The following is a 25,836-nucleotide window of genomic DNA, read 5'->3' as shown; positions in this document are numbered from 1 at the left end:
TTAGTTTGTTATTAAATAATATATTATAGTTAAAAAACTAATTATCCTTTATTACTCATTGCAGAAAGCATACCACCGTAAACATTGTTCAATGAAGCAATATTTGCAGTCATAGATTGCATTTGTTCTTTTAATTTACCAGCATTTTCAGCAATTTCTTTATTTGCTTCAGCATTTCTTGAAGCACTTTCCAATTGTACTTTGTATAAACTGTTCAAAGATTCCATTTGAGCTGCAGCCATAGAAAGTTCTTCACTGTATTTTTTAGTAGCAGCAATAGAATCTACTGTTGGAGAAATATTTCTAGAAGCATCTTCAAAATTTCTAATACTATTCCCAAGACTACTCATTAATTCTCCGTCAATTTTAGCTTCTTTAAGCATCGCGTCAAGTTTTGATGAAAGTATGCCATCTGCATCATCAGAAGCAACTTCATTTTTTACCGCTTTTTCCCCACCTGCTAATTCAGGATAAACCAAAGACCAATCCAAGTCATTATCAACTGGTTCAAATGCAGAAAGTGCAAAAATAAATGCTTCAGTACAAAGACCAACTATTAACAATTCACTTGCTCCTGGATAATGTTGAATTTTAAAAAGCGCTCCAATAATTACTACTGCTGCTCCCATACCATAGGTGAAATTCATTGCTTTTTTGCTTAATATTGCCATCTTTCGTTATTTTTTTTTATTATTATTTATTTATTTTTTAAAACTCCTTTATTATTTATTTTTTTCCTTTTCCAGTTGTCTGAGTACCCATATAATCTTGAACCGTTCTAAAGCCAATATAACTTCTGGCTGAATCAGCATATTCAAAAGCTCTAGTACTTACCTGAAGGAAGTAAGAAACATCTTTCCAAGAACCACCACGAACGACTTTACGTTTGTTTGAATTATCAATAATTGCTGGATTCATTGTTGAAACAAACTCATACGAATTAGCATCATAAGCAGAATCAGTCCACTCAGAAACATTTCCAGCCATGTTATACAAATTATATCCATTTACCTCATAAGATTTAGCCTCTACTGTGTACAAAGCCTGATCTGCAGCATAATCCCCTCTATTTGGCTTGAAATTAGCTAAAAAACAACCTCTATCGCTTTTTGTATAAGGTCCACCCCAAGGAAAAGTAGCAGACTCAAGACCACCTCTTGCAGCATACTCCCATTCTGCTTCAGTAGGCAATCTAAAAGCATTTACATTATCAATGTGTTTCTTTTTAGATTTTATATAACTGTTTTTATTCAATGTTCTCCATTCACAAAAAGCTTTAGCCTGACTCCATGTTACACCTACCACAGGATATTCTCCGTAAGCTTTGTGCCAAAAATAATCATTATGCATAGGCTCATTATATGAGTAAGCAAAATCCTTAATCCAAACTGTTGTATCCGGATAAACCTTTACTTCTTCAGTTCTGATAAAATCTTGTCTTTTACCAACTTTGGCTTTCGCAGCCGCTTGAATATCCATCCAAGTATAGCGAAATTTAAGTTTATTCACGTCAATAGTTCTTAATCCATTGTAAGATGCTTCTAAAGGCAAATACATGGAATCCATAACCTCAGTATAAAACTCATCGGGATACTTTTTTGTATCACTAATCAATTTCGCTTTTCTGTTTAGCCTCTTATAAGCATTAGGATCTTTATCCGTTCCTATGCTATAATAGTTGTCATACATATATTTATCATATGCAGACATCTTTTCAGGATCTGAGTTATTAAAGGAGTAATCTCCAATACTACCAGCATTTTTACCTTTCGCATTTCCTGCTGCTGTATTCTGACCACTTTCTTCAGCCAAAATTGCCAAACGGAAACGTATTGTAGAATCTTTTACCCATTCTACAAATTGACGATACTCACTATTGGTAATCTCTGTCTCATCCATATAAAATGACCTAACAGTAACTGTTTTCGTTGGCGCATCTCCTACATTAGCAAGATCATCATCAGATTTCCCCATAATAAATGCACCTCCAGGTACTAATGTCATACCATAAGGTTTTTCCGGATGCCATTTTGCTCCTTTCACACCAACCAACTCTCCTTTGTCGCTTGATCTACCACAGCTAATTAACACTGCTAAAATTGCCGTACACGCAATGAACTTCTTCATAAAAATTTGGGTTATCTATTCATTATTATTCAGACTGTAAACCTATTTATTTTTCATTTAATAAACAATTCTTTTCTAGTCATTTTTGCATGACCAAAAGTAAATTTAAAAAACTTAAAAAAAAAATATTTAATCGTCAATGTGATTAAAAATAACGATAAAAAACATACTTATCATTACTTTGTAAGTTTTTCTGAAATATTATAAGAATTCATTGTATAATATATAAATTCTGTCAACTTTCAGCATTTCAAAAACTAAACAATATTCTTTCTTTGTGCTTTCCACCATCTTTCTGGCATCTCTTGATTACAAGCTGCCAAATACTCCTCATACGAACACGGTAACAACGTGTTTTTTTTCAATTTATTGCTTCCGCTAGCAATAAAAGGTATTTCAATCCACCACCTTTCCGTTTTATTGCTTTTATAAAAAACAAGATCTTCTTCTTCTAATGGAACAATATATTTTAGATAATTCTCTCTACTACCAAAAGGATATTCATTTGATCTATAATGATACCCTTCTATAAAATACCAAAATATTTGCGCTACAATAACGGACTCTTGTTTTGAATTATTGTGATTAAAAATACCCAATAACGATACTTTATCACTTATTCCCGCATATCTTGACAACGAGCATATTTCTTTACCGTTAAACCCATTTGGATTAAATGATACAAAATTCCCTGAATCTGAAGACTTTATTGAATTCAAATCGATACTTACCATATCAGCATCCCTAAAAACAGGCTCTGAAATTGAAATATTATTAGAAACCTCTCCCAATCTATAGGCATCAAAGAACAACTTTTCTATTAAATCTATTTCTTCTTGCGAATTATAATAGGTCTGATACCCAATATTACAATAATTAAAAAGATTATTTGGTTCGTTGATGATAATTTTTGTCAAATACGAATCTGATGTTATCGCTTCGTTCTCTTTTCCGAAATCAAACTTACTATCAATAGTCACTAAATTGACCATTTGCTCTAAATCGTCATAAGCTCTGTAAAGTGCGTAAGTTAAATCTTGAGAACCTCCTATTATTAAAGGTATAACTCTTTTCTTTATTAAACCTGAAACAATCTTCTTTACTGCAAAATAAGTGTCATCTTTAGAATTTCCCGGCAGTACATCCCCTAAATCGGCAATAGCTGCATTCCAATTCCCCGGAAACATTCCGTATAATTCTTTTCGAACCTCGTTCAAATCAACATCCGAAATTGCATTTATATCTCCTCTATTTTCAAGAACGCCAATTATAGCAATATCAATTTTATTTAAATCTGGAACTTGCTCATTAGTATGCAGGACAATTTTACTACCCAGATGCTGGGTAGACAATCCTTCTACATAACTTAGAATTTCATTGCCTACTGGGGCTAAAAAATCAAACTCCATTTTTTACTTCTTTTTAGCAACTGGTTTTTTAACAGCTGGTTTTTTGGCAGTTGTTGCTTTTTTCGCTGGTGTTTTCTTAGCCGGTGTCTTTTTAGCAATCATTTCTTGAACTTCTGCTAATGTCAATTTTGTGGCATCAACATCTTTACTCAATTCAATTTTGATCTTTCCTTTTGTTATCACAGAACGACCCCAACGTGCTTTTTCGACCAAAATACCTTCTTCTTCCCAGTTATGCAACACTTTATCAATGTTCTTTTGCAGTTTATCCTCAATCAATGCTTCCACATCCGATTGTGACAAATTATCAAAATCATATTTCTTGCTTACATTTATAAAAATACCATTCCATTTAATAAAAGGACCAAAACGGCCGGTCCCTTTTTGAACACCTTCTCCTTTATATACAGCAATAGGTGCATCAGCAATAGCTTTGTCATCAATCAATTTTTGAGCTCGTTCCATGGATACATCCAATGGATCTTCGCCTCTTGGCAAGGAAATAAAAACAGCTCCGTGACGCACATAAGGCCCGTATCGACCATTACTGACCTCAACTTCTTCCTCTTTATAAACTCCTAAATTTTTAGGAAGCAAAAACAACTTTAATGTTTCTTCTAAAGTAATGTTCCCTATATTTTGTTCAGCCATTAAACTAGCGAATTTCTTCTCCTCGTCATCGGCAGCTCCAATTTGAGCCATTGGGCCAAATTTCCCTAAACGAACAGAAACTGGTTTCCCAGAAACAGGATCCGTTCCCAAAATTCTTTCTCCACTTTCTCTTTCTGCATTTGCTTCTACATCTTTTACCGTTGGGTGAAATTGATCATAGAACTCTTGCATCATTTTGGTCCATTCTATATTCCCTTCGGCAATTTCATCAAAATCATGTTCAACTTTTGCCGTGAAATTATAGTCTAGAATACTACCAAAATTCTTAACCAAGAAATCAGTAACAATCGTACCAATATCTGTTGGGACTAATTTTCCTTTATCAGAACCTGTGTTCTCTTTAAGCAACTTCTCTCCTAATTTACCCGATTGCAAAGTAAGTTGTGTATAATTTCTTTCTTGACCATCTAGATTCCCTTTCTCAACATAATTTCTGTTGATAATGGTAGAAATCGTTGGCGCATAAGTAGACGGACGGCCAATACCCAATTCCTCTAATTTTTTTACCAAAGAAGCTTCTGTATATCTTGCCGCAGCACGAGAATATCTCTCGGTCGCCGTAATATAATTATTTTGTAATTTTTCGTTAACCTTCATGGCAGGCAACATTCCTTCTTGCTCTTCCTCATCATCATCGTGACCTTCTAGATACACTTTTAGGAAACCTTCAAAAAGCAGAACCTCTCCAGAAGCAGCAAAAATTTCTCCGTGATTATTGGCTTCAATTTTAACATTGGTACGTTCTAATTTGGCATCACTCATTTGAGACGCTAAAGTTCTTTTCCAAATCAAATCATACAAGCGCGCTTGATCTCTGTCTATATCCACAGTATGAAGAGACATATCCGTAGGGCGAATGGCTTCGTGAGCTTCCTGCGCCCCTTTACTTTTATTTACAAAAGTTCTAGGATTAGAAAATTCCTTACCATAAGATCTAATAATTTCGGCTTGAGCAGCATCCATAGCATCTTTAGACAAATTCACACTATCTGTTCTCATATAGGTTATAAGTCCAGCTTCGTACAAACGTTGCGCTAATTGCATGGTGATTCCAACAGGTAAATACAATTTCCTAGCCGCCTCTTGTTGCAAAGTAGAAGTGGTAAAAGGTGCAGTTGGCGATTTTTTGGTAGGTTTTGTTTCTAAATCTGCTACCTTATATGTAGAACCGATATTTTGTTTTAAGAAATCTTCGGCTTCTTTCTTGGTGTTGAAATTTTTAGGGAGTTTTGCTTTAAAAGACTTTCCTGCTTCATTTACAAACTCTGCTACTACAGAATACGTTGCAACAGCATTAAAATTCTGAATTTCTCTTTCTCGCTCAACAATCAAACGAACCGATACCGATTGCACCCTTCCAGCAGACAATCCGCCTTTTATTTTCCTCCAAAGAACAGGCGATAATTCATACCCCACTAATCTATCAAGAACTCTTCGCGCTTGTTGCGCATTAACTAAATTATAATCAATTTCTCTTGGATTATCAATCGCTTTTAGGATAGCATTTTTGGTAATTTCATGAAAAACGATTCGCTTTGTTTTCTTTTTGTCTAGTTTTAATTCTTCGGCAAGATGCCAAGAAATAGCTTCTCCCTCGCGATCCTCATCACTTGCTAACCAAACCATTTCGGCGTTTTTAGCTAAAGTCTTTAACTTGGATACTAATGCCTTTTTATCTGATGAAACTTCGTATTTCGGTTTAAATCCATTCTCTACATCTACACCTATTTCTTTAGAAGGCAAGTCGGCAATATGCCCATAACTTGACTCTACCTGATACTCACTCCCTAGAAATTTTTCGATTGTTTTTGCCTTTGCAGGGGACTCAACTATCACTAAATTCTTTGCCATGTTACTTTTGTTTGAATCGCAAAAGTAATTTTTTTTTTTAAATATCAGCCTTTCCTTGATTTTAAAAACCATTTTAATCGGCAAACGAACCATTTCAATAACTTACAACAATACAATTTACGTTCGTTTATAATTCAAATTTCCTAATTCTACTATTTTAAAAAACAAGAAAAGAGCACAATCCCTAAAATTATTGAAAACAAAAAAAACATCTTTGAGACCACAAAACACATCATTTCTTCACACCTTTATATATAGGTAGAAAAAATAAAAATTCGCTTTTAATTCTTCAAAAGGTAAGCACTTATAATTAAATAGTTAAATTTACTACAACAACCCTAATCTAACCATCAAAATAGCACAATGAATCGAGTCGAACAGTTAGAGAAACTGAAACAATCACAAATTTGGGATATCATTATTATTGGTGGTGGTGCCAATGGGCTTGGTGTAGCGGTCGATGCCGCAAGTAGAGGTTATAAAACCCTACTTCTCGAAGCCGTGGATTTTGCAAAAGGCACCTCAAGCCGAAGCACCAAATTAGTTCACGGAGGTGTTCGCTATTTAGAACAAGGTAATCTATCCTTGGTCATTGAAGCCTTAAAAGAAAGAGGCTTAATGGAGAAAAATGCTGGACACTTGATCAAAAACGAATCCTTCATTATTCCTAATTACAATTGGTGGGGTGGTTATTTTTATACTATTGGATTAAAAATTTACGATTTATTAGCAGGAAAATTAAGCCTTGGAAATTCAACATATTTATCCAAAGAAACGACACTTAAACTACTTCCGTCTATCCAAAAAAATGGACTTCAAAGTGGCGTACTCTATCACGACGGACAATTTGACGATTCCCGATTAGCCATAAACCTGGCTCAAACTGCGGTAGAAAAAGGAGCTTGCGTACTCAATCACATTAAAGTTGTTCAATTGCAAAAGAACAACAACGACCAAGTAACAGGAGTAGTAGCCACTGACCAAGAATCACAAAAAGAATATAGCATACAAGGCAAAGCGGTAATTAATGCAACGGGAGTCTTTACCAATGCCATTATGAAAATGAACGACACCGTTTATAAAAAATACATCGTTCCCAGTCAAGGTATACATTTGGTGTTCGACAAATCTTTTTTGCTAGGCGGCCATGCTTTAATGATTCCAAAAACGACTGACGGAAGAGTGCTCTTTGCGGTGCCTTGGCATGACAAAATTGTTGTGGGTACCACAGATACATTGGTAAAGAAATCAGATATTGAACCCATAGCTCTCGAAGAAGAAATTGAATTCATTCTAAGAACAGCGCAACAATACTTAACAAAAAAACCAACCAGAGCCGATGTTTTATCCGTTTTTGCAGGACTAAGACCTTTGGCAGCACCCGAAAAAAAAGGTCAAAGCACCAAAGAAATTTCCAGAAACCATAAAATAATTGTTTCGAAAACGGGATTAATAACCATCACTGGCGGAAAATGGACAACCTACCGAAAAATCGCCCAAGACATTGTTGACAAAGCCATCACGGCACATGAATTACCAAAAAAAAATTGCATTACCGAACATTTGCCTATTCATGGAAATAAAAAAAATAGCCCTGCCGACTTAGAAAATCACTTATACATATATGGCACAGACAGTGCTGCCATTTTGCAATTACAAGAAAACGAACCTGAACTAAAAGAAAAATTACATCCAGATTATGATTATACCTTAGCCGAAGTCGTTTGGGCTATTCGTTATGAAATGGCTACGACCGTTGAAGATGTTTTAGCGAGACGTGTTCGATTATTGTTTTTGGATGCTAGAACTGCAATTGCTTGTTCCTATAAAGTAGCTCATTTACTAACCAAAGAGTTAGGACATGATGAGGCTTGGATTGAAAATCAATTGGCAGAATTTAAGGCTGTTGCCAATGGGTTTTTATTAAAAGAGTTTCGAATTTAATAATGTTATATTCGTTCTGAAATATTCTTGCAAACAAATACTTTTTCCAATTATGAGAAGCTATTCCTGCTGTCCTTTATAAACTTGCTCCTACCCTTGTTTTTTTCTTGACACAAAAGGAGTCCCGATAGATTCTATCGGGATTGGTCGCTCATTTATATCAAGAAAAAACACAAGACTGCTTCACAAGGCTTTCCTCTTCCATCAGGGCTAAGGCATCCGTTTTTATAAGAACAAACGAATAACAAAATCAAAAAAAATATAATTCAAAATATTTCACAAGTAGTACCGAAGCATCGGTGGTTTTATAGTTTGACATATTTGCCAACTAATAGTTTTTTATCAAAAATTAGGCTCTTCACAATGCTTTGCCTTCAATAAAAAATCAAAACATTCGACAAAACAACATAAAACTTTACTATCACTCAACTGCTAATAACGCAGCTCGAAAGGAAATGATATCAAAATTAAACAAGTATATTCTTCTTTTTATCAAATAATAAAATGATTTCTAAATCAAATTGAAACGTGTTTTTGTAAGTAAAAGAAAACATTATTATAATTAATGCTATTTTTTTTATTATTTTTTTTTCTAAAAACTCCTAATTTACCCTCTACTACATTAAAAAAAAACATCCATTTACTTAAATCACAAATCACTGAACTACAATTAATATATAGAGAAAATACAATAAGGTTACACACACTCGTAAGGCCAAATTATAGCTGTAAAACTCATGCCTACTCTTGAACAAAAATCTCGAAACACCATTCTAATGTTAGGAAATTGTTAAGATTAGGTTAACCTTTGCAGAAAATTGTAAAAGAAAACAATCACATGTTTTTATCGACATTTAATTTCAGTGCCGATTTTTTATCCAAAAAGCGAACCCAGTATTACTAATTGTTACAAATAAATTAAATACAAATCAAAATGAAAAAAAATCTTTTCTTACTATTGTTTTCCACGTTAAACTTTATCAGTTATTCTCAAAATGTGCAAGTAACAGAAACTATTTCGATTCCAACTAAAATCAGTTCACAAGGAGACAACTTAGAACTTAATGGCTTCGCCTTAAGAGAAGTAAAGTCATATAAACTATACCTCGCCTCCTTGTATTTAGCTGAGAAATCTACTGATTCTAAAGTCTTTTTAGAACAAAACAAACCAATTACTTTAAGAATACATATAATCTCTTCTTTAGTTCAAAGAAGCCGTTGGGAGAACACTATAGCACAAGGTTTTCTAAACAGCACAGGAGGAAATATTACTGGCTTAGAAAGCCGCATAGAGCGTATGAAAAGTATAGTAAAGTCTGAATACAAAGATGATGACACCTTCATGTTTACCTATTCTCCGCAAAAAAAAATAACTTTTATTTATTTGAATGATGTACAGATAGAAGCTATAGAAGGAGAAGATTTTAAGAAAGGCTTTTTTGGACTATATCTTGGCGAAAAGCCATGGAGTCAAAGCCTTAAAGAAGGAATGCTAGGGCTCAAAAAGTTTTAATAAAATTTTAAAAATGAAACTGAAAAATGAAATAGTCTTGCTTACAAAACACAATTGAAACCATCGACTACTGAGATAAATTGGAATGGAAAAGGCAAAACCATATCCTATTAAACAAAAATATTCTCTAGATATAAAAAAAACAGCTGATTGATTTATATGTAAAAGCTTGCTGCTCTAGAAAAGCAACTAATCTCGATTGCTACGGAAATATAAGGGAAATCGAAAATTTTGCTCGATACTAATTTTAGATTAAAATTAACGTTTTTTAGCTTCAGCAAATAAGTACGAATAACCAATCACTACATACACTTCGCTTTATAATTTTCTCTCTACGATAAAAAACAAAAATATACGTCGAAATAATATAAAGTAAAATATCATTCAACTGTGCTAATGATGCATCGCAAAAGGATACCAACATTAAAAAGGAAGAAGTATAATCCTCTTTTTTTACAATCAGCATAATGACTCAAAACATCATTTAAAAACAAATTTTACTGTAAGAAAAAATTGTGTTCTAAGAACTTTTAATATTATTTGCGATTATTTTTTTTTTGTAAAAATCATCAATTTACATTCTACTAGATCAAAAAAACCACAAACTTACTTCAATCACAAATCACTGAACCACAATTAAGAAATAGAAAAAAAGCAACTAATTTACACCCATTCTAAAGGATTAATTCAGTCTATAAAAATCCTACTTTTTATTGATTGAAAGAAAAAATTACCATGCTGAAGTTAGGAAATTCTTAAGAATAGATTAACCTTTGCGCAAAAAATCTTGTTATGAAGCCCCTCTTACACCTACTTATCACCTTACCATTTACATGTTATTGTCAAGACATAAAAAAATAAAATAAACAAAACCCTTCGGTACCGCACCAAGAAGATCATATTATTTCTAAAAAAAAGCTTTCGTACTGAATTTAATTGAAAGAGGAAACAATGGATTCTCTAAACCCATACAAAATGAAATTAAGAGTAAACTAAAAATCAAATACGTTCACATTAAGTAATAATTAAAAAAAAAACACGTCTGTATCTACATTCAATTTCAGTGTCGTTTTTTTTTATCCAAAAAGCGAATCCCATAATACTAATTGTTATAAATAAATTAAATACAAATCAAAATGAAAAAAAGAATTTTCATACTGCTATTTTCGTCGTTAAGTTTTGTCAACTATTCGCAAAATCTGCAAGTAACAGAAACTATTTCGATTCCAACTAAAATTAGCACACAAGGTGACAACATAGAGCTTAATGGCTTTGCCTTAAGGGTAGTAAAATCATACAATCTATATCTTGCCTCCTTATATTTGGCTGAAAAAACTACCGATCCTAAAGTCTTTTTAGAGCAAAATAAACCAATTGCTTTAAGAATGCATATAATCTCATCTTTGGTTCAAAGAAGTCGTTGGCAAAACACAATAAAACAAGGTTTTCTAAACAGTACAGGAGGAAATATTACTGGCTTAGAAAGTCGTATAGAGCGTATGTTAAGTATAGTGAAGTCTGAATACAAAGATGATGATATATTCTTATTCGTCTATTCTCCCGTAAAAAAAACAACTTTTATTTATTTGAATGACGTACAAATAGAAGCTATAGAAGGAGAAGATTTTAAGAAAGGCTTTTATGGAATTTATTTTGGCGAAAAACCATGGAGTCAAGTCCTAAAAGACGGAATGTTAGGGATTAAAAAGTTTTAGTAAAATTCAAAAAAAAAAAAAAAAAACATGAAAACAATAAAATTAATTTACACGGTAACTTTCGCTATATTATGTACATCATTAAGTTATAGCCAAGTAGAAGCTCATACCATTATATCTGGCAAAACGACTATTGCAAAATTTTATCTACAACGAGAATTAGAAAGCATGAAAAAAGGACAGTTGATAGATTTGTATGTAGAGAGATCTAATGCCCTTACTTGTTCACTCCACTTAATTGGATTAGCCAGTAATCCTAATGTAACGATGAAAGATTTAGGTATCGTTGAGAACTCAGACATAATTAAGCAACTTGATATAAAACATACTGAAGAAGTTAATTTTATAACCAAAATGTCTAATTTCGAAAAAACATTCCTTCCGTATGTTGATAAAATTGAATTAGTTTCGTCAATCCTTTTCTATGAAGATATTTTGAAAAAATTACAAGGTAAAGATTAAATTCTAATCTAAGGCTGCGCAATCCAGAATCTTTCGGATCTGAATTTGCGCCACACGCAGAGCCCGTACTACAAATCTAAAACCACAAAATAAAGTTCTATTTATTTTGTGGTTTTTCTATATTTGGCAGCTTTCGCTGGTTTGAGCTTGATTTATATTCCAGTAAATATACTCCTGAAAACGATTACCGTAGCCCTGATTACAGTGAAAAGCCTGGAGCAAAAAAAGCAAAAGTTTCCTATTCTAGAAAAGCAACCACTCCTTATAGCCATCGGGATTGTAACAGAAAGCGGGAAATAGCTCCTTATTAGAAACATACTCCTTTATTGAAATTTAGATGACTTAAAAAGTTGTTAATTCTTCGGCTGACATCTTGTCATAATCCTTGTATTTACCTTATCTTTGCGCTTTGAAAATGCCCTATGGAAAAGATAATTGAAGAAAGTAAACAAGGAAATAGCCTTGTTCTAGAACATAAACCAGAGAATACCAAGAAACTCTTTATAGAAAGTTATGGCTGTGCGATGAACTTTTCGGATAGCGAGATTGTGGCTTCTATATTGTCTGGAAACGGATACAATACGACTCAAGTGCTGGAAGAAGCCGATTTGGTTTTGGTCAATACTTGTTCGATTCGGGACAAAGCGGAACAAACAATACGCAAACGTCTGGAGAAATACAACGCCGTAAAACGCATTAATCCAAAGATGAAAGTAGGCGTTCTAGGCTGTATGGCCGAGCGTTTGAAAAGTCAGTTCCTCGAAGAAGAGAAAATTGTGGATCTTGTTGTAGGTCCCGACGCTTACAAAGATTTACCGAATTTATTGAGCGAAGTTGAAGAAGGTCGCGATGCAATAAATGTGATTTTATCTAAAGACGAAACCTATGGTGATATTTCTCCGGTGCGATTGATGAGCAACGGAATTACGGCGCTCGTTTCTATCACCCGTGGTTGCGATAATATGTGTACGTTTTGCGTGGTGCCTTTTACCCGCGGACGTGAACGCAGCCGTGAGCCACAAAGTATCATGAATGAAATTCAGGATTTGTGGAGCAAAGGTTTTAAGGAAATTACACTTCTAGGCCAGAACGTAGATAGTTATTTATGGTATGGTGGTGGTTTGAAAAAGGATTTTGAAAATGCGACCGAAATGCAAAAAGCAACAGCGGTGGATTTTGACCAATTACTAGAAATGGTAGCGGTTGGTTTCCCAAAAATGCGTATTCGCTTTTCGACTTCGAATCCACAGGATATGCACGAAAGTATTTTACACGTTATTGCCAAATATCCTAACATTTGCAAACACATTCACTTACCGGTACAATCGGGAAGTAATCGTATCCTAAAAGAAATGAACCGTTTGCATACTCGTGAAGAATACATGACTCTGATTGATAAAATTCGTTCTATTATTCCTGATGGAGCCATCTCGCAAGATATGATTTCGGGTTTCCCAACAGAAACAGAGGAAGATCATCAAGACACTTTGAGTTTGATGGAGTATGTGAAATATAATTTTGGTTATATGTACAGCTATTCGGAACGCCCGGGAACCTTGGCGGGAAGAAAGATGGAAGATGATGTTCCTGAAACTACCAAAGCAAGAAGACTGCAGGAAATTGTCGATTTACAACAAAAACATGCTTGGATGCGTTCTGAGGAATTCATCGGAAAAACGGTGGAAGTTTTGGTCGAGAAAGTTTCAAAAAAATCGACTGAGGAATTTTCCGGTAGAAATTCACAAAGTATTACAGTTGTTTTCCCTAAAGAGGATTACAAGATTGGTGATTTTGTAAATGTAAAAATCTCTTCTTGTACGTCCGGTACATTGAAAGGTGAAGCGGTTGGGTTGAGTGATATGAATTAGAAAAAAATTTCGCCACGAATTTCACGAATTTGGCACGAATTTTTTTAATTTTAAATTAATTAATCAGCGGCAATTCGTATAGTTCGCAGAAAGAAAAATTAACCAATATGGATTTATATAAAAAAGAAGAATACTTCAAAATCATCGGATTGTGTATGGAAGTTCACAATACTTTGGGAGGCGGTTTATCTGAAGTTATATAAAAGACGCATTAGAAATTGAATTCAAATTGAATAATATTCCATATGAAAGAGAGAAACCATATTCTATAAATTACAAAGGTTTCAGCATTGCACATAAATATTATGCAGATTTTGTAGTTTATGATGAAATCATTTTTGAGGTAAAAGCACTAAAAGAAATCATCAGCGAAAATATTACCCAAACATTAAACTACATGGTTTTAGCAGATAGTCAAATTGGAATAATTGCAAATTTCAACATTAAAACACTTCAACACAAAAGAATTGTTCTTTAAAAATTATTTAAAATCAAAAAAATTCGTGCCAAATTCGTGAAATTCGTGGCTAAAAACTTTAAATTAATATTGGTGCTTTGAAAGGAGAAGCTGCTGAATGAGTGACATGAATCAAGAATTTTTACTTTAAAAAAAGAAAAATGAAACAAAAAATAGTTTACGCAATAATAGCATTCTTAGTTGCCTTTGGAATAACATTCTATGCCATTAGAACTTATTTCCCAAAACACAAAGTTGAAAAAACAGCTATCCAAAAAGATACGCTAAATAAACCGCAATAATAGAAAAACAAGAATCATACAGTTATTAAACCAAATTCAGCTTTAATAATTAGTAAAATTATCGTAGATTTTTAATCTGTGATAATCTGTGTTAGAAAAAAAAATAAATGGATACAGTTCAATCAATAAAACAACGATTTGAGATTATTGGGAATGACCCAAAGCTCAATCGTGCCATAGAAAAAGCCATTCAGGTTGCTCCTACCGACATTTCGGTTTTGGTGGCGGGGGAAAGTGGTGTGGGAAAAGAAAATATTCCGAGGATTATACATTCTCTTTCGCACAGAAAGCACGGGAAATACATTGCCGTAAACTGCGGTGCGATTCCTGAAGGAACGATTGACAGTGAACTTTTTGGTCATGAAAAAGGCGCTTTTACAGGTGCAACGAGTACTCGCGAAGGCTATTTTGAAGTAGCCAATGGTGGCACCATTTTTCTTGATGAAGTAGGAGAATTGCCCCTAACCACACAAGTACGTTTGCTGCGTGTTTTAGAAAACGGAGAGTTTATAAAAGTAGGATCTTCTCATGTTCAAAAAACGAATGTTAGAATTGTAGCAGCAACGAATGTCAATTTGTTCAAAGCCATTGAAAAAGGAAAATTCCGTGAGGATTTGTATTACCGTTTGAGCACAGTAGACATCCCCTTGCCTCCTCTTCGCGATCGAAAAGAAGACATCCATTTGTTATTTAGAAAATTTGTCGCCGATTTCGCCACCAAGTACAAAATGCCTCCGTTGAAGCTTGACGAAAATGCTATTTTATTACTGCAAAAATTCCGTTGGAGTGGTAACATTCGACAATTGCGAAATGTAGCCGAACAAATTTCGGTGTTAGAAACCAATAGAGACATTACAGCTTCGACTTTACAATCGTATTTACCAACCGAAGACGGTAGTAATCTACCATCGGTTATAAAAGACAAAAAGAACGATAGCGATTTCAATACCGAAAGGGAGATTTTGTACAAAGTTCTTTTTGACATGAAAAGCGATTTGCATGATTTAAAAAAACTGACTTTAGAATTAATGCAAAATGGCAGTTCTAAAGTACAAGAAACCAACAAAACACTCATCAAGAAAATATACGGCTCTAAAGAAGAAGATAGCGAAATCGACTTTGAGGAAGACCCAGGAACTTCATTAATCACAAGACAAGATATCGAACAGGATTATGAAGAGCAAGACAACAACAATTATCTATTGGCAGAAACCATAGAAGAGGAAGAAGTATTGCGACTGGAACAAAAAGAAATCGAAATGATCAAAAAATCATTAGAGAAAAACAAAGGAAAACGAAAAGCCGCTGCTGATGAACTGGGTATTTCGGAACGTACTTTGTATCGAAAAATTAAGCAATTTGATCTATAACTAATAATAAAATTCCATAATTTTAAATTCAAAATTCCAAAATCGTTTTTTGTATATTTGAAATTTGAACCAAATTAGAATTTGGAATTTACACATTTTATGAAAAAAGCACATTATCTCTTATTAATAATTAGTTCATTCATCCTAAACAGTTGTTCGGTTTATAACTTTACCGGAACGGGAAAAATTGATGCAAAAACGTATCAAGTTAATTTCTTTCAAAACAATGCGGACTTGATAGAACCTGGAATCGACAGAACTTTCACACTTACATTACAAGATTTGATTCAGAATCAAACCAACTTGAATTTAGTGAAGAATGGAGGCGATTTAACCTATGAAGGAGAAATAGTCGATTACCGAATCAGTCCGATGACTGCAACAGCCGATCAACAAGCTTCACAAAACCGTTTGAAAATCCGAATCAACGTTAGATTTACCAACAAAAACAAAGAATCCGATGATTTCGAAAAAGTTTTCGAATTTTATTATGACTATCCAGCCAACCAACAATTGACCGGAGCAACAAAAGATACAGCATTGAAAGATATTTTCGAAAGAATTACACAAGACATTTTCAATGAATCATTAGCTAAATGGTAATTTAGAAAGTTACTGAGAAACTCAGAAACTTAGAAACTTAGAAACTTAAAAATAAATGAACGTTAGTAGCTATAATCATCTCATAAACAAACCAGAGGAAATCAACGAGGCACAAACGTTGGCTTTGGAAAAAGTATTGGATGAATTTCCATATTTCCAGAGCGCAAGAGCACTGCGTTTGAAAGGGCTTTACAATCAAAATAGCTACAAATATAATTTTGCATTAAAAATAGCTGCCGCACATACAACAGATCGAACGGCCTTATTCGATTTTATAACTTCTGAATCTTTTATTGCGATCCAAAAAAAGATTTACGAAAAGAAAATAAAAGAACTACTGGATATTACTGTAGTTGATAGTCAAATAGTGCAAAACGAAGAGCCAACTGAAGCCGTAATAATTACAAACACTTTAGAACAATCGATTCTTACTTCTATTAAAGGATCTTCACAAGTGCCCGCTGAAGAAAGCACAATAAAAGCCATTGAAGAATTAGAAATCGAAGAACCTAAACAACCGAATCTTATACCTATAAAGGAGGAGCCAACAAAACCGCTCAAAGAAGATCCAAAAACAGCTACTGAAAAATTAGAAATCGGAAAGCCTTTGGATTTTTCTAAAAGCGAAACACACTCCTTTCAACAATGGCTTCAAATTTCCAGAGTTGAACCCATTATTAGAGAAAATACAAAAGAGGACAATCCAATAGAAAAAGACCCCATCCTTGACGAAGAAAAAAAGAAAAAAACAAAATTAATAGATAAGTTTATAGAAACCAGTCCGAAGATTTCTCCCCTAAAACCTGGAGTCGTCTTTACACCCAATCTAGAACTCAACAAAGAGGACAACTCTTATTTAATGACTGAGACTTTGGCCAAGGTCTATTTAGAACAAAAAAAATATCAAAAAGCCATACAAGCTTATGAAATATTAATTTTGAAATATCCAGAAAAAAGTAGTTTCTTTGCAGACCGTATAAAGGATATTAAAATAGTACAACAAAATAACAATTAACAATAAATAGTATGTTTTCAATTTTTTTAGTTTTAATTACAATAGTATGTTTTCTATTGATCGTAGTTATAATGGTTCAAAACCCTAAAGGCGGTGGATTATCTTCTACAATAAGCGGTTCTCAAATGTTAGGTGGTGTTCAAAAAACTACTGATTTCTTAGACAAAAGTACTTGGACATTAGCCACTATCTTAATTGCACTAATTTTGCTTTCCGGATTAAGTTTTACAGGAACTTTAAGTGATGCCGATTCAAAAATCATCGATAACACTGAAGCTGCTCCGGTTCAAACTGCACCTGCAAATACACCTGCACCTGCAACTCCAGCAAAATAATTCATTTACATAATATAAAAAAAATGCCAGCCTGTCAAAGCTGGCATTTTTTATAAGAAAAAATGTCAGTTTACACACTATGGCACAATTTCTGAAATCTCAATATCATAAAAAAATAACATAAAAATAAAATCATGACTTTAAACATTAAACCGCTTTCAGATAGAGTTCTTATCGAACCAGTAGCAGCTGAAACCAAAACAGCGTCAGGGATTTTTATTCCAGATACTGCCAAAGAAAAACCACAAAAAGGAACTGTAGTAGCAGTTGGAAATGGCACAAAAGACCACACCATGACCGTTAAAATAGGTGATTCTGTACTTTACGGGAAATATGCTGGTACCGAATTAAAATTAGAAGGAAAAGATTATTTGATTATGCGTGAGGATGATATCCTTGCAATAATATAGCCCCCTAACCCCCGAAGGGGGAACTCTAAACTTAATAAATATTCACAAACACACCCGTCTCGGCTCCCTCTCCTTCGGGGAGGGCTGGGGTGGGGAAAATCAAAACAAGATGGCAAAAGATATAAAATTTGATATTGAAGCACGTGACGGATTAAAACGTGGAGTTGATGCATTAGCAAATGCTGTAAAAGTAACCCTTGGACCAAAAGGACGTAACGTAATTATTGGTAAATCTTTTGGTGGACCAAACGTAACTAAAGATGGTGTTACTGTAGCCAAAGAAATTGAATTGAAAGACCCATTAGAAAACATGGGTGCTCAAATGGTAAAAGAAGTCGCTTCTAAAACCAATGATTTAGCTGGAGACGGAACTACAACCGCTACAGTATTGGCACAAGCCATCGTAAAAGAAGGATTAAAAAACGTTGCCGCTGGAGCAAACCCAATGGATTTGAAACGTGGTATTGACAAAGCAGTTGAAGCTATTGTTGCGGATCTTGCTAAACAAGCCAAAGTAGTAGGAAGCGATTCTGAAAAAATCAAACAAATTGCTTCTATCTCTGCCAACAACGACGAAATTATTGGTGAGTTAATCGCAAATGCTTTCGCAAAAGTAGGAAAAGAAGGGGTGATCACTGTAGAAGAGGCCAAAGGAACAGACACTTATGTGGATGTTGTAGAAGGAATGCAATTTGATAGAGGGTATCTTTCTCCTTACTTTGTAACCAATCCAGAAAAAATGGAAGTAGAACTAGAAAGTCCATACATCCTTTTGTATGACAAAAAAGTTTCTTCTTTAAAAGAATTATTACCAGTATTGGAGCCAATCGCACAAACTGGAAAACCGTTATTGATTATTGCAGAAGATGTTGATGGTGAAGCATTATCAACTTTGGTAGTAAACAAATTGCGTGGCGCCTTGAAAATCGCTGCTGTTAAAGCACCTGGTTTTGGAGACAGAAGAAAAGCAATGCTAGAAGATATCGCCATCCTAACTGGTGGAACTGTAATCTCTGAGGAAAGAGGATACACTTTAGAAAACACTACTTTAGAGATGCTTGGTACTGCTAAAAGAGTAACTATCGACAAAGACAACACTACTATTGTAAGTGGTGCTGGTGAAGCAGATATGATCAAGAATCGTGTTAACCAAATTAAAGGTCAAATGGAAGCTACAACTTCTGATTATGACAAAGAAAAATTGCAGGAACGTTTGGCTAAATTAGCTGGTGGTGTTGCCGTTCTTTATGTTGGTGCTGCTTCTGAAGTAGAAATGAAAGAGAAAAAAGACCGTGTTGACGATGCGCTTCATGCTACTCGTGCGGCTGTTGAAGAAGGAATTGTTGCTGGTGGTGGTGTTGCTTTACTTAGAGCAAAATCGGTTCTTAGCACTATTAAAACGGACAATGCAGACGAAAAAACAGGTATTCAAATTATATCTCGTGCCATAGAAGCTCCTTTGAGAACTATTGTAGAGAATGCTGGTCTTGAAGGTTCTGTTGTAGTTGCTAAAGTATCTGAAGGTTCAGGAGATTTTGGATACAATGCCAAAACTGACGAGTATGTAGATATGCTAAAAGCAGGAATTATCGATCCTAAAAAAGTAACTCGTATTGCATTAGAAAATGCAGCTTCGGTTGCAGGAATGATATTGACTACAGAATGTGCATTAATCGACATTAAAGAAGAAAATGCAGGCGGAGCCCACATGGGTGGTGGTATGCCAGGGATGATGTAATATCCGAGCATTAAGATTTAAGTACAAAGTATTAAGATCTTATCTCAATCCAACTAAATCCGTCTTGAATTCGTTCTTGACGGATTTTTTATGTTTACAATTTTTAGTTTTAAATAAACCCATGAAATCTTAATAGCTTCTAAAAACACCCTAAGGGGTGTAATGATTATAGCAAATAGATATCGGTGTTATGTAAACCCCGAAGGGGTGAAATCATTTAATTTCTTTTTTATTGAAAAATCTCCATCGTAATAATCAATATGTTAAGATGTGAAAATACCACCCCCTTCGGGGTTTTGGAATGATGTAATTATTTATTTCTATAATCATTACACCCTTTCGGGGTTTAGATAAGCCATAGTTTATCTTCGGCATGAAGTCTAATATGATTTTTGGAAAAGAACACACCTTATGATTAGTTCAAACAACAATGGAGTAATTACTATTCTACAAACTATTTCGCATAAAAAAACCGTCTTGTTTTAATAAAGCAAGACGGTTTTTTTAGTTTTATGTACAATCTCTTAATTGATATGAACTTTCTTTTTCAATATTTTAAATAAAACAGGAATAGTCGATATTAAAATGATTCCGATTACTATTTTCTCAATGTGTTGTTTTAAATCAATTCCATTTTCTAGAAACATTCCATACAAGTAATGACCCGAAAATATCAAAACAAAAGACCATAAAAACGAGCTTACTACATTGTAAAACATAAACTTCTTTTTATCCATCATTCCAATCCCGGCAACTATGGGTGCAAAGGTTCTGAAAATCGGGAGGAATCGCGCAAAAATAATAGCTTTACCACCGTATTTTTCAAAAAAATCTTTAGATTGAAAAAGGTATTTTTTCTTAAACCAAAAACTATCCTCTTTGTTGTATAAATAATAACCACTTTTGGCACCAAACCAATAGCCCACCATGTTTCCTAAAACCCCAGAAATCGCCACTAATGTAGAAAGTAAGATAAGATTTAAAAAGTCGCTTCCTATAAAAAGGACGTTTTGTATTAAATCACGGCTATAAATTCCGGCAAGAAAAAGCAAACTATCCCCTGGAAGAAAAAAACCTGCAAAAAGACCGGTTTCAGCAAAAACAATGAATAAAACAATGTACAAACCCAGTTGAATGCCACCAATTGAAAAAGTTATATAAAATTCGGGATTCAACAATTGGGTCCAATCAAAATTATTCATAAAATTTTCGTGTTTTTATTTAGGCTGTGAAAGTAAGGATTATTTAGGGGAACCACAATTTATTACTCCACTTTAAAGTTTTATTAACGCTTATTAAAACAAAAAAGCGTTTGTTTTTTTTCGTTTAATTATATAGTAAACGGCTTTTTAACTCCCCTTTCTTTGAACAGATATTTAAAAAACACTCCCGATTCCCGAAGCGTATGGATTGCGATAAAAAGGTTTACCATATAAGAAATATAAGAACCTATAAGTTATTGCTTTTTTGTCTAGCTTAAATAGCCTTATATTTCTTACATGGTTAAATTTAAAGGCTATTTATTTTAGAATACAACCGTTTTTTTTTAGCAATTACAAATAACCCTTACCTCAATTAAAGAAGAAATTACAGTCTTTCATATTGACAACAAAAATGAAGATTATCATAATCTTCTTTTGTTGCTTTCAAATCATCGGTGTCATGTCCCACTTTGGCTATTGCTTTTTTTACATCTAACAAAGAAGCTTTTTCTTCGTTTATAATCAAACTCAATTGATGTGTTTCAATACTCCATGATGCCGATTTTACTCCTGGCACCGAATAAGCAGTCTTTTGAATTCGTTTCTGGCATTGCTCACAGTTTCCGTTTACTTCAGTGGTATATTTGGCGTTTTTATTTTTCTTCTCTTGGCCTTGAGCCGAAAACCCAACGATAGCCATTATTAAAACTGCAACTACATTTTTAACCATATTCACATTGAAGCTTTTTCTGAATTCTTGTTTCATTATTTTCATTTTTTTATTTGTATTAAAATTTGATATTGATTTTTGCCATTGTTTTTTCCATTGTAATTATTTAATTTTAAACCTCAACCCCGCATAATACATCTGTCCAAATACTGGTGCATACAAAATAGTTGCATCAAAATATGGCCCAAAAGGATTTTGTGAATCTACTATTGCGGGATCTTGTCTGTAATTCCCAACATTCTCCCCTCCTACGTACACTTCAAAAATACTAGAAAACACTTTAGTAATTTGTGCATTCATCAAAGAATAAGATGGCGAAAACTCCGAAAGTTGATACGCAACAGGATTTGATGCCGTGTAAGGTAATTGCTGTTCCCCAATCCAATTGTACGTAAAGTCAAATTTCCATTGTTGTCCTTTATTTAACACAGGGGTTTCATATCCTAAATTACCAAAAAACCGATGGGTTGCCTGCAAAGGTTTTTGATATTTCCCAGTCAAATAGTCGGTTTTGATGTCATAATATTTATAAGCTGTTCTTAATTCCAGACGCTTTGCCAACTCATAATTGAACTCCAATTGAAAACTATTGGCATAAGAAGCTCCATCCAAATTATGAAAAACTACTTCCTGAGGACTTTTCATGACATCTACCACTACTTGATTCTGAAAATTGGTTCTGTAAAAATCAGCTGTTACATCTGCATTTCTATTAAATAATTTAAATCCTTGCGTAAAACTCAACCCGTAATTCCAAGCAATTTCAGGGTCTAATCCGTATATTTTACCACCCCCATTTGTAACATCAAAAGTTCTGGAACTGGCAAAAAGCGTTTGATTTTCGGCAAAAATATTCGCAGTACGTTTTCCTCTACCGGCAGAAGCCCGCAAGACTCCTTTCTCCCAAGGATTGTATTTCATGTGTAATCTAGGCGTAGCAAAAACACCCAAACGATTCCCGTAATCTACTCTGCCTCCCAAAATTAAACTAAAATCATCTTGATTATCAAAAGTATATTCAAAGAAGGCGCCTACTGTGTTATCAATTCTACTGTAATTTGTTGCGCTAACAAACTCAATATAATTATCATACGTAAAATTCAAACCTGTAGCAAACTTGTTTCTTTCATTATTGATAATCGAATTAAAAATCAAGTTCGAATAAAAACTATTTTGTTTGATATTGTAGTCCTTCAAACCAAAATAAGAGTCTTGGTCATAACTTGAAAAGGCATTTTGAAAACCAATACTTTGATATGGCATATCCTTAAAAACATAACCGATTTTTGTAGAAATATCTATCTTTTGGGTATCGATTTCAGAACCCCAAGAATGGGTTGTACCTCGATCTGTATCCGGATTAAAACTCAATTGTCCCATTACTTTCGCATCCTTCATATACTGAAAATTAATAAAACTAACCCAACCCGTTTCGGAATTGTAGTATTGATAGCGATTGAGTAAATTGATTTGTTTTTGGAGAGGATTGTCTAGAAAACCATCGGCATTAGTGTCCATTTTGGAATCTCTTATATTGCCATGCAGCAATAAACTGGTTGCCCATTTATCCGACAGTTTTTTATTAAAATTACCATTCAATTCAAAACGGGAATCGGTAGACCCATACACATTCAACAAAAAGGGATCACCCGTTAATGGTTTGGCTAATTCTGTATTGATTTGTCCAGAAACACTTTCGAAGCCATTCACAACACTCCCTGCACCTTTTGTAATTTGAATACTCTCTATCCAAGGTCCTGGGGTGAAGGAGAGTCCAAAAACCTGAGAAGCACCTCGCACAGACGGGATATTTTCTTGGGTCATCATCAAGTACGGACTTGTTAAGCCCAACATTTTAATTTGTTTGGTTCCCGTTAAGGCATCCGAAAAACTAACATCTATAGACGGATTGGTTTCAAAACTTTCGGCAAGATTACAACAGGCCGCTTTGAGTAATTCCTTGCTGGTTATTACTGATATATTTCCTGTAACGGTATATGATTTTTGTAAGCTCTTCCGTTTGGACTGTACTTTTATTTCCTGCAAAGTATCTTGTGAATAGGAATTAAAAACGGCAAACAAGAACAATACCACTATTGTAATTTGTGTTTTCATGATTTAGTTTATAATGATTAAAAATGTCAAACCACACAAAATGGGTTCAACTCAAATTAAACATTACAATCTATCGTAAAGGAGGTATTGGCTGTACAGCTTGAAAAGTGGCGGTGAGTTAGCATCGCAATAATAAGAAAGGTTTGAATTGTTTTTAAAACTAGGTACAGTAGTAAAAACAATCGGGTTGTATTCTGGAACTACAAAAGCATAATTAAACTGAAAAGAAAAAGATTTAACAACTCCATTGTCGGTTTTTTTCTGAACGACAATTTTTTTGTCTTTGCAACAACTGTCTTTTTTGCTAGCTTTTGTCTCGCAACAACCCTTTTCACTTTGTAGTGAAGGCAAAGTAGAATTCAAAGAAACTGAGGCAATTTCACCCCCACAATAATGCACATTAAATGCTAATCCTACATTGGAAACCAATAATAAGACTGCTAAAAATACACTTATCTGTTTTTTGAAATTCATACTGCAAAATTAGCATTATTATCAACTCTAAAAAATCAAATTCTTGTTAAAGTTTAGAAATAGATTCTAACATTACAATTCAAAGACTTGTCCCATCATTGGAATAACACATTCAAAACCATATTTTTCCTCAATCTTCATTTGAAGTTCTTCGGCTGGTTCCTTTTCTCCGTGCACCAAAAAAACTTTTTTCGGGGGTTTTCCCAAATCCGAAAGCCAATTCAACAAGTCCTTTTGATCCCCATGTGCCGACAAACCTTCTATTTCAACCACATTGGCTTTAACTTGATAATATTTCCCGCGAATTTTCACATCTGTCGCTCCTTCTAATAAATCTCTGCCGCGGGTTCCTTCGCCTTGATATCCAACAATAATCACGGTAGTTTCCGGTAATTGAATATACCGTTCCAAATAACTCAAAACTCTACCACCAGTAACCATTCCGCTGGCTGCAATTACTACTTTTGATTGTTTATTATAAATGGTGTCAATCGATTCTTGATACTCTGAAATCATCGTAAACATTTTACACATAGCGGTAAATTCGTTTTCGGGCAATCTATGCCATTTTCTATTAGCCGTAAACAGCCCTAGCATACTGATCCCCATAGGCGTATCTATAACATAAGGAATATTTGGAATCCTACCTTCTTCTTTCAATTGCCAAAGCATGTACATTACACTTTGGGCACGTTCAACGGCAAAACTAGGAATTATGATAGTTCCCCCATTTTGCACCGTGTCATTAATATACTTTTCGAGTTCTACTTTGGGGTCTGTGTCTGGATGAAGCTTGTTTCCGTAGGTACTTTCGAGGAAAACATAATCTGCTTTTTTGGGTTTTACAGGAGGAAACATCAACACATCATTATCCCGGCCTATATCTCCCGAAAAAACTAAAATTTTATTTTCGAGTCTCAGTTCAATAATACATGCTCCAAGAATATGTCCTGCATTGGTAAAAACAGCTTCGATTTCGGCGTCTAAATTAATTACCTCGTTAGGGTTTATTATTCTAAAATGAGGAAAAACCTCTTCTGCTTGAGCTACATTATAAAGTGGCTCTGCTATTTTGTGCTTAGAATACTTTCCTTCATTAGCCAACTTAGCATCTTCTTCTTGAATTTTGGCACTATCCAAGAGAATGAGCTTGGCAACGTCTTTGGTCGGGCTGGTGCAATATATTTTACCATCAAAACCTTGATTTACTAATCTGGGCAACCAGCCACAATGATCTAAATGGCCGTGTGTTAACAATACACAATCTATCGTGGAAGGCAAAATAGGCAAAGGCTCCCAATTGAGTTCCCGCAAAGGTTTTAATCCTTGAAATTGTCCACAGTCTATCAAAATCCGAATTCCATTACTTTCTACCAAAGTTTTTGAACCCGTAACCGTTCCCACCCCGCCAATGCATGTGATTTTCATTTTAATTGAATTTAGATTAATCGAAAAAAAACTGTTCCACCACGAATTGTGTAGGTAAAAAATTTTGCCACGAATTTCACGAATTGTCACAAATTA

General features: G+C 34.2%; 22 protein-coding genes. 13 read left to right on the top strand and 9 right to left on the bottom strand.

From position 1 onward, the window contains the following. Nucleotides 1-41 precede the first annotated feature (41 nt). From gldL to topA, 4 genes are all read right to left on the bottom strand, one after another. Nucleotides 42-671: a gliding motility protein GldL gene (gldL, locus tag FNW52_RS01880; protein WP_143375721.1), complete on the bottom strand. Its 630-nt coding sequence runs from the start codon at nucleotides 669-671 to the stop codon at nucleotides 42-44. 55 nt (nucleotides 672-726) lie between these two features. Next, nucleotides 727-2,127, bottom strand: a complete 1,401-nt coding sequence (gldK, locus tag FNW52_RS01875) for a gliding motility lipoprotein GldK (RefSeq protein WP_143375720.1) — start codon at nucleotides 2,125-2,127, stop codon at nucleotides 727-729. Between the two features lie 257 nt (nucleotides 2,128-2,384). Then, nucleotides 2,385-3,536 carry a formimidoylglutamase gene (locus tag FNW52_RS01870; protein WP_143375719.1) on the bottom strand — a complete coding sequence of 384 codons (1,152 nt, stop codon included), beginning with the start codon at nucleotides 3,534-3,536 and terminating at the stop codon, nucleotides 2,385-2,387. A gap of 3 nt (nucleotides 3,537-3,539) precedes the next feature. Continuing rightward, nucleotides 3,540-6,059 carry a type I DNA topoisomerase gene (gene topA, locus FNW52_RS01865; protein ID WP_143375718.1) on the bottom strand — a complete coding sequence of 840 codons (2,520 nt, stop codon included), beginning with the start codon at nucleotides 6,057-6,059 and terminating at the stop codon, nucleotides 3,540-3,542. Between the two features lie 363 nt (nucleotides 6,060-6,422). On the opposite strand from topA, the gene FNW52_RS01860 reads away from it, so the two are divergent. The 13 genes from FNW52_RS01860 to groL all read left to right on the top strand — a co-directional run bounded on the left by FNW52_RS01860 (nucleotide 6,423) and on the right by groL (nucleotide 19,791). Then, nucleotides 6,423-8,003: a glycerol-3-phosphate dehydrogenase/oxidase gene (locus FNW52_RS01860; RefSeq protein WP_143375717.1), complete on the top strand. Its 1,581-nt coding sequence runs from the start codon at nucleotides 6,423-6,425 to the stop codon at nucleotides 8,001-8,003. A 934-nt stretch (nucleotides 8,004-8,937) separates the two neighbouring features. Next, a complete protein-coding gene (locus tag FNW52_RS01855; RefSeq protein WP_143375716.1) occupies nucleotides 8,938-9,516 on the top strand; it encodes a chalcone isomerase family protein in 579 nt (192 codons plus the stop codon). 1,136 nt (nucleotides 9,517-10,652) lie between these two features. Further along, a complete protein-coding gene (locus FNW52_RS01850; RefSeq protein ID WP_143375715.1) occupies nucleotides 10,653-11,231 on the top strand; it encodes a chalcone isomerase family protein in 579 nt (192 codons plus the stop codon). A gap of 27 nt (nucleotides 11,232-11,258) precedes the next feature. Then, nucleotides 11,259-11,693, top strand: coding sequence for a hypothetical protein (locus tag FNW52_RS01845; RefSeq protein ID WP_143375714.1), 435 nt, complete (start codon nucleotides 11,259-11,261; stop codon nucleotides 11,691-11,693). 422 nt (nucleotides 11,694-12,115) lie between these two features. Next, complete coding sequence (gene miaB / locus FNW52_RS01840) at nucleotides 12,116-13,561, top strand: tRNA (N6-isopentenyl adenosine(37)-C2)-methylthiotransferase MiaB (RefSeq protein WP_143375713.1); 1,446 nt, start codon at nucleotides 12,116-12,118, stop codon at nucleotides 13,559-13,561. Nucleotides 13,562-13,790: 229 nt separating this feature from the next. Further along, the gene (locus FNW52_RS01835) at nucleotides 13,791-14,039 is read left to right on the top strand and encodes a GxxExxY protein (protein ID WP_370511558.1); all 249 of its coding nucleotides are present in this window, start codon (nucleotides 13,791-13,793) and stop codon (nucleotides 14,037-14,039) included. Nucleotides 14,040-14,179: 140 nt separating this feature from the next. Then, nucleotides 14,180-14,320: a hypothetical protein gene (locus FNW52_RS20630; RefSeq protein WP_185965893.1), complete on the top strand. Its 141-nt coding sequence runs from the start codon at nucleotides 14,180-14,182 to the stop codon at nucleotides 14,318-14,320. Nucleotides 14,321-14,427: 107 nt separating this feature from the next. Next, complete coding sequence (locus FNW52_RS01830; RefSeq protein WP_143375712.1) at nucleotides 14,428-15,690, top strand: sigma-54-dependent Fis family transcriptional regulator; 1,263 nt, start codon at nucleotides 14,428-14,430, stop codon at nucleotides 15,688-15,690. 99 nt (nucleotides 15,691-15,789) lie between these two features. After that, nucleotides 15,790-16,293, top strand: a complete 504-nt coding sequence (locus FNW52_RS01825; RefSeq protein WP_143375711.1) for an LptE family protein — start codon at nucleotides 15,790-15,792, stop codon at nucleotides 16,291-16,293. Nucleotides 16,294-16,348: 55 nt separating this feature from the next. Continuing rightward, nucleotides 16,349-17,308 (top strand): tetratricopeptide repeat protein, encoded by a 960-nt coding sequence (locus FNW52_RS01820; RefSeq protein WP_143375710.1) that lies wholly within the window; start codon nucleotides 16,349-16,351, stop codon nucleotides 17,306-17,308. An 11-nt stretch (nucleotides 17,309-17,319) separates the two neighbouring features. Continuing rightward, a complete protein-coding gene (gene secG / locus FNW52_RS01815; protein ID WP_116763818.1) occupies nucleotides 17,320-17,643 on the top strand; it encodes a preprotein translocase subunit SecG in 324 nt (107 codons plus the stop codon). A gap of 134 nt (nucleotides 17,644-17,777) precedes the next feature. Beyond that, nucleotides 17,778-18,053, top strand: coding sequence for a co-chaperone GroES (gene groES, locus FNW52_RS01810; protein ID WP_077374652.1), 276 nt, complete (start codon nucleotides 17,778-17,780; stop codon nucleotides 18,051-18,053). Nucleotides 18,054-18,162: 109 nt separating this feature from the next. Continuing rightward, the gene (gene groL / locus FNW52_RS01805; protein ID WP_143375709.1) at nucleotides 18,163-19,791 is read left to right on the top strand and encodes a chaperonin GroEL; all 1,629 of its coding nucleotides are present in this window, start codon (nucleotides 18,163-18,165) and stop codon (nucleotides 19,789-19,791) included. Nucleotides 19,792-20,315: 524 nt separating this feature from the next. Here groL and FNW52_RS01800 read toward each other — a convergent pair. The 5 genes from FNW52_RS01800 to FNW52_RS01780 all read right to left on the bottom strand — a co-directional run bounded on the left by FNW52_RS01800 (nucleotide 20,316) and on the right by FNW52_RS01780 (nucleotide 25,740). Then, a complete protein-coding gene (locus FNW52_RS01800; protein WP_143375708.1) occupies nucleotides 20,316-20,993 on the bottom strand; it encodes a DedA family protein in 678 nt (225 codons plus the stop codon). 385 nt (nucleotides 20,994-21,378) lie between these two features. Continuing rightward, complete coding sequence (locus FNW52_RS01795) at nucleotides 21,379-21,723, bottom strand: heavy-metal-associated domain-containing protein (RefSeq protein WP_143375853.1); 345 nt, start codon at nucleotides 21,721-21,723, stop codon at nucleotides 21,379-21,381. Between the two features lie 102 nt (nucleotides 21,724-21,825). Beyond that, on the bottom strand, nucleotides 21,826-23,838 hold the full coding sequence (locus FNW52_RS01790) for a TonB-dependent siderophore receptor (protein ID WP_143375707.1): 2,013 nt from the start codon (nucleotides 23,836-23,838) through the stop codon (nucleotides 21,826-21,828). Nucleotides 23,839-23,901: 63 nt separating this feature from the next. After that, complete coding sequence (locus tag FNW52_RS01785; protein WP_143375706.1) at nucleotides 23,902-24,312, bottom strand: hypothetical protein; 411 nt, start codon at nucleotides 24,310-24,312, stop codon at nucleotides 23,902-23,904. Between the two features lie 72 nt (nucleotides 24,313-24,384). Then, the gene (locus FNW52_RS01780) at nucleotides 24,385-25,740 is read right to left on the bottom strand and encodes an MBL fold metallo-hydrolase RNA specificity domain-containing protein (RefSeq protein WP_143375705.1); all 1,356 of its coding nucleotides are present in this window, start codon (nucleotides 25,738-25,740) and stop codon (nucleotides 24,385-24,387) included. Nucleotides 25,741-25,836 lie beyond the last annotated feature (96 nt).

Origin of the sequence: Flavobacterium sp. ZT3R18 (assembly GCF_007097385.1) — a bacterium.
Lineage (GTDB): Bacteria > Bacteroidota > Bacteroidia > Flavobacteriales > Flavobacteriaceae > Flavobacterium.
This window is presented reverse-complemented; position numbering and strand designations above follow the sequence as displayed.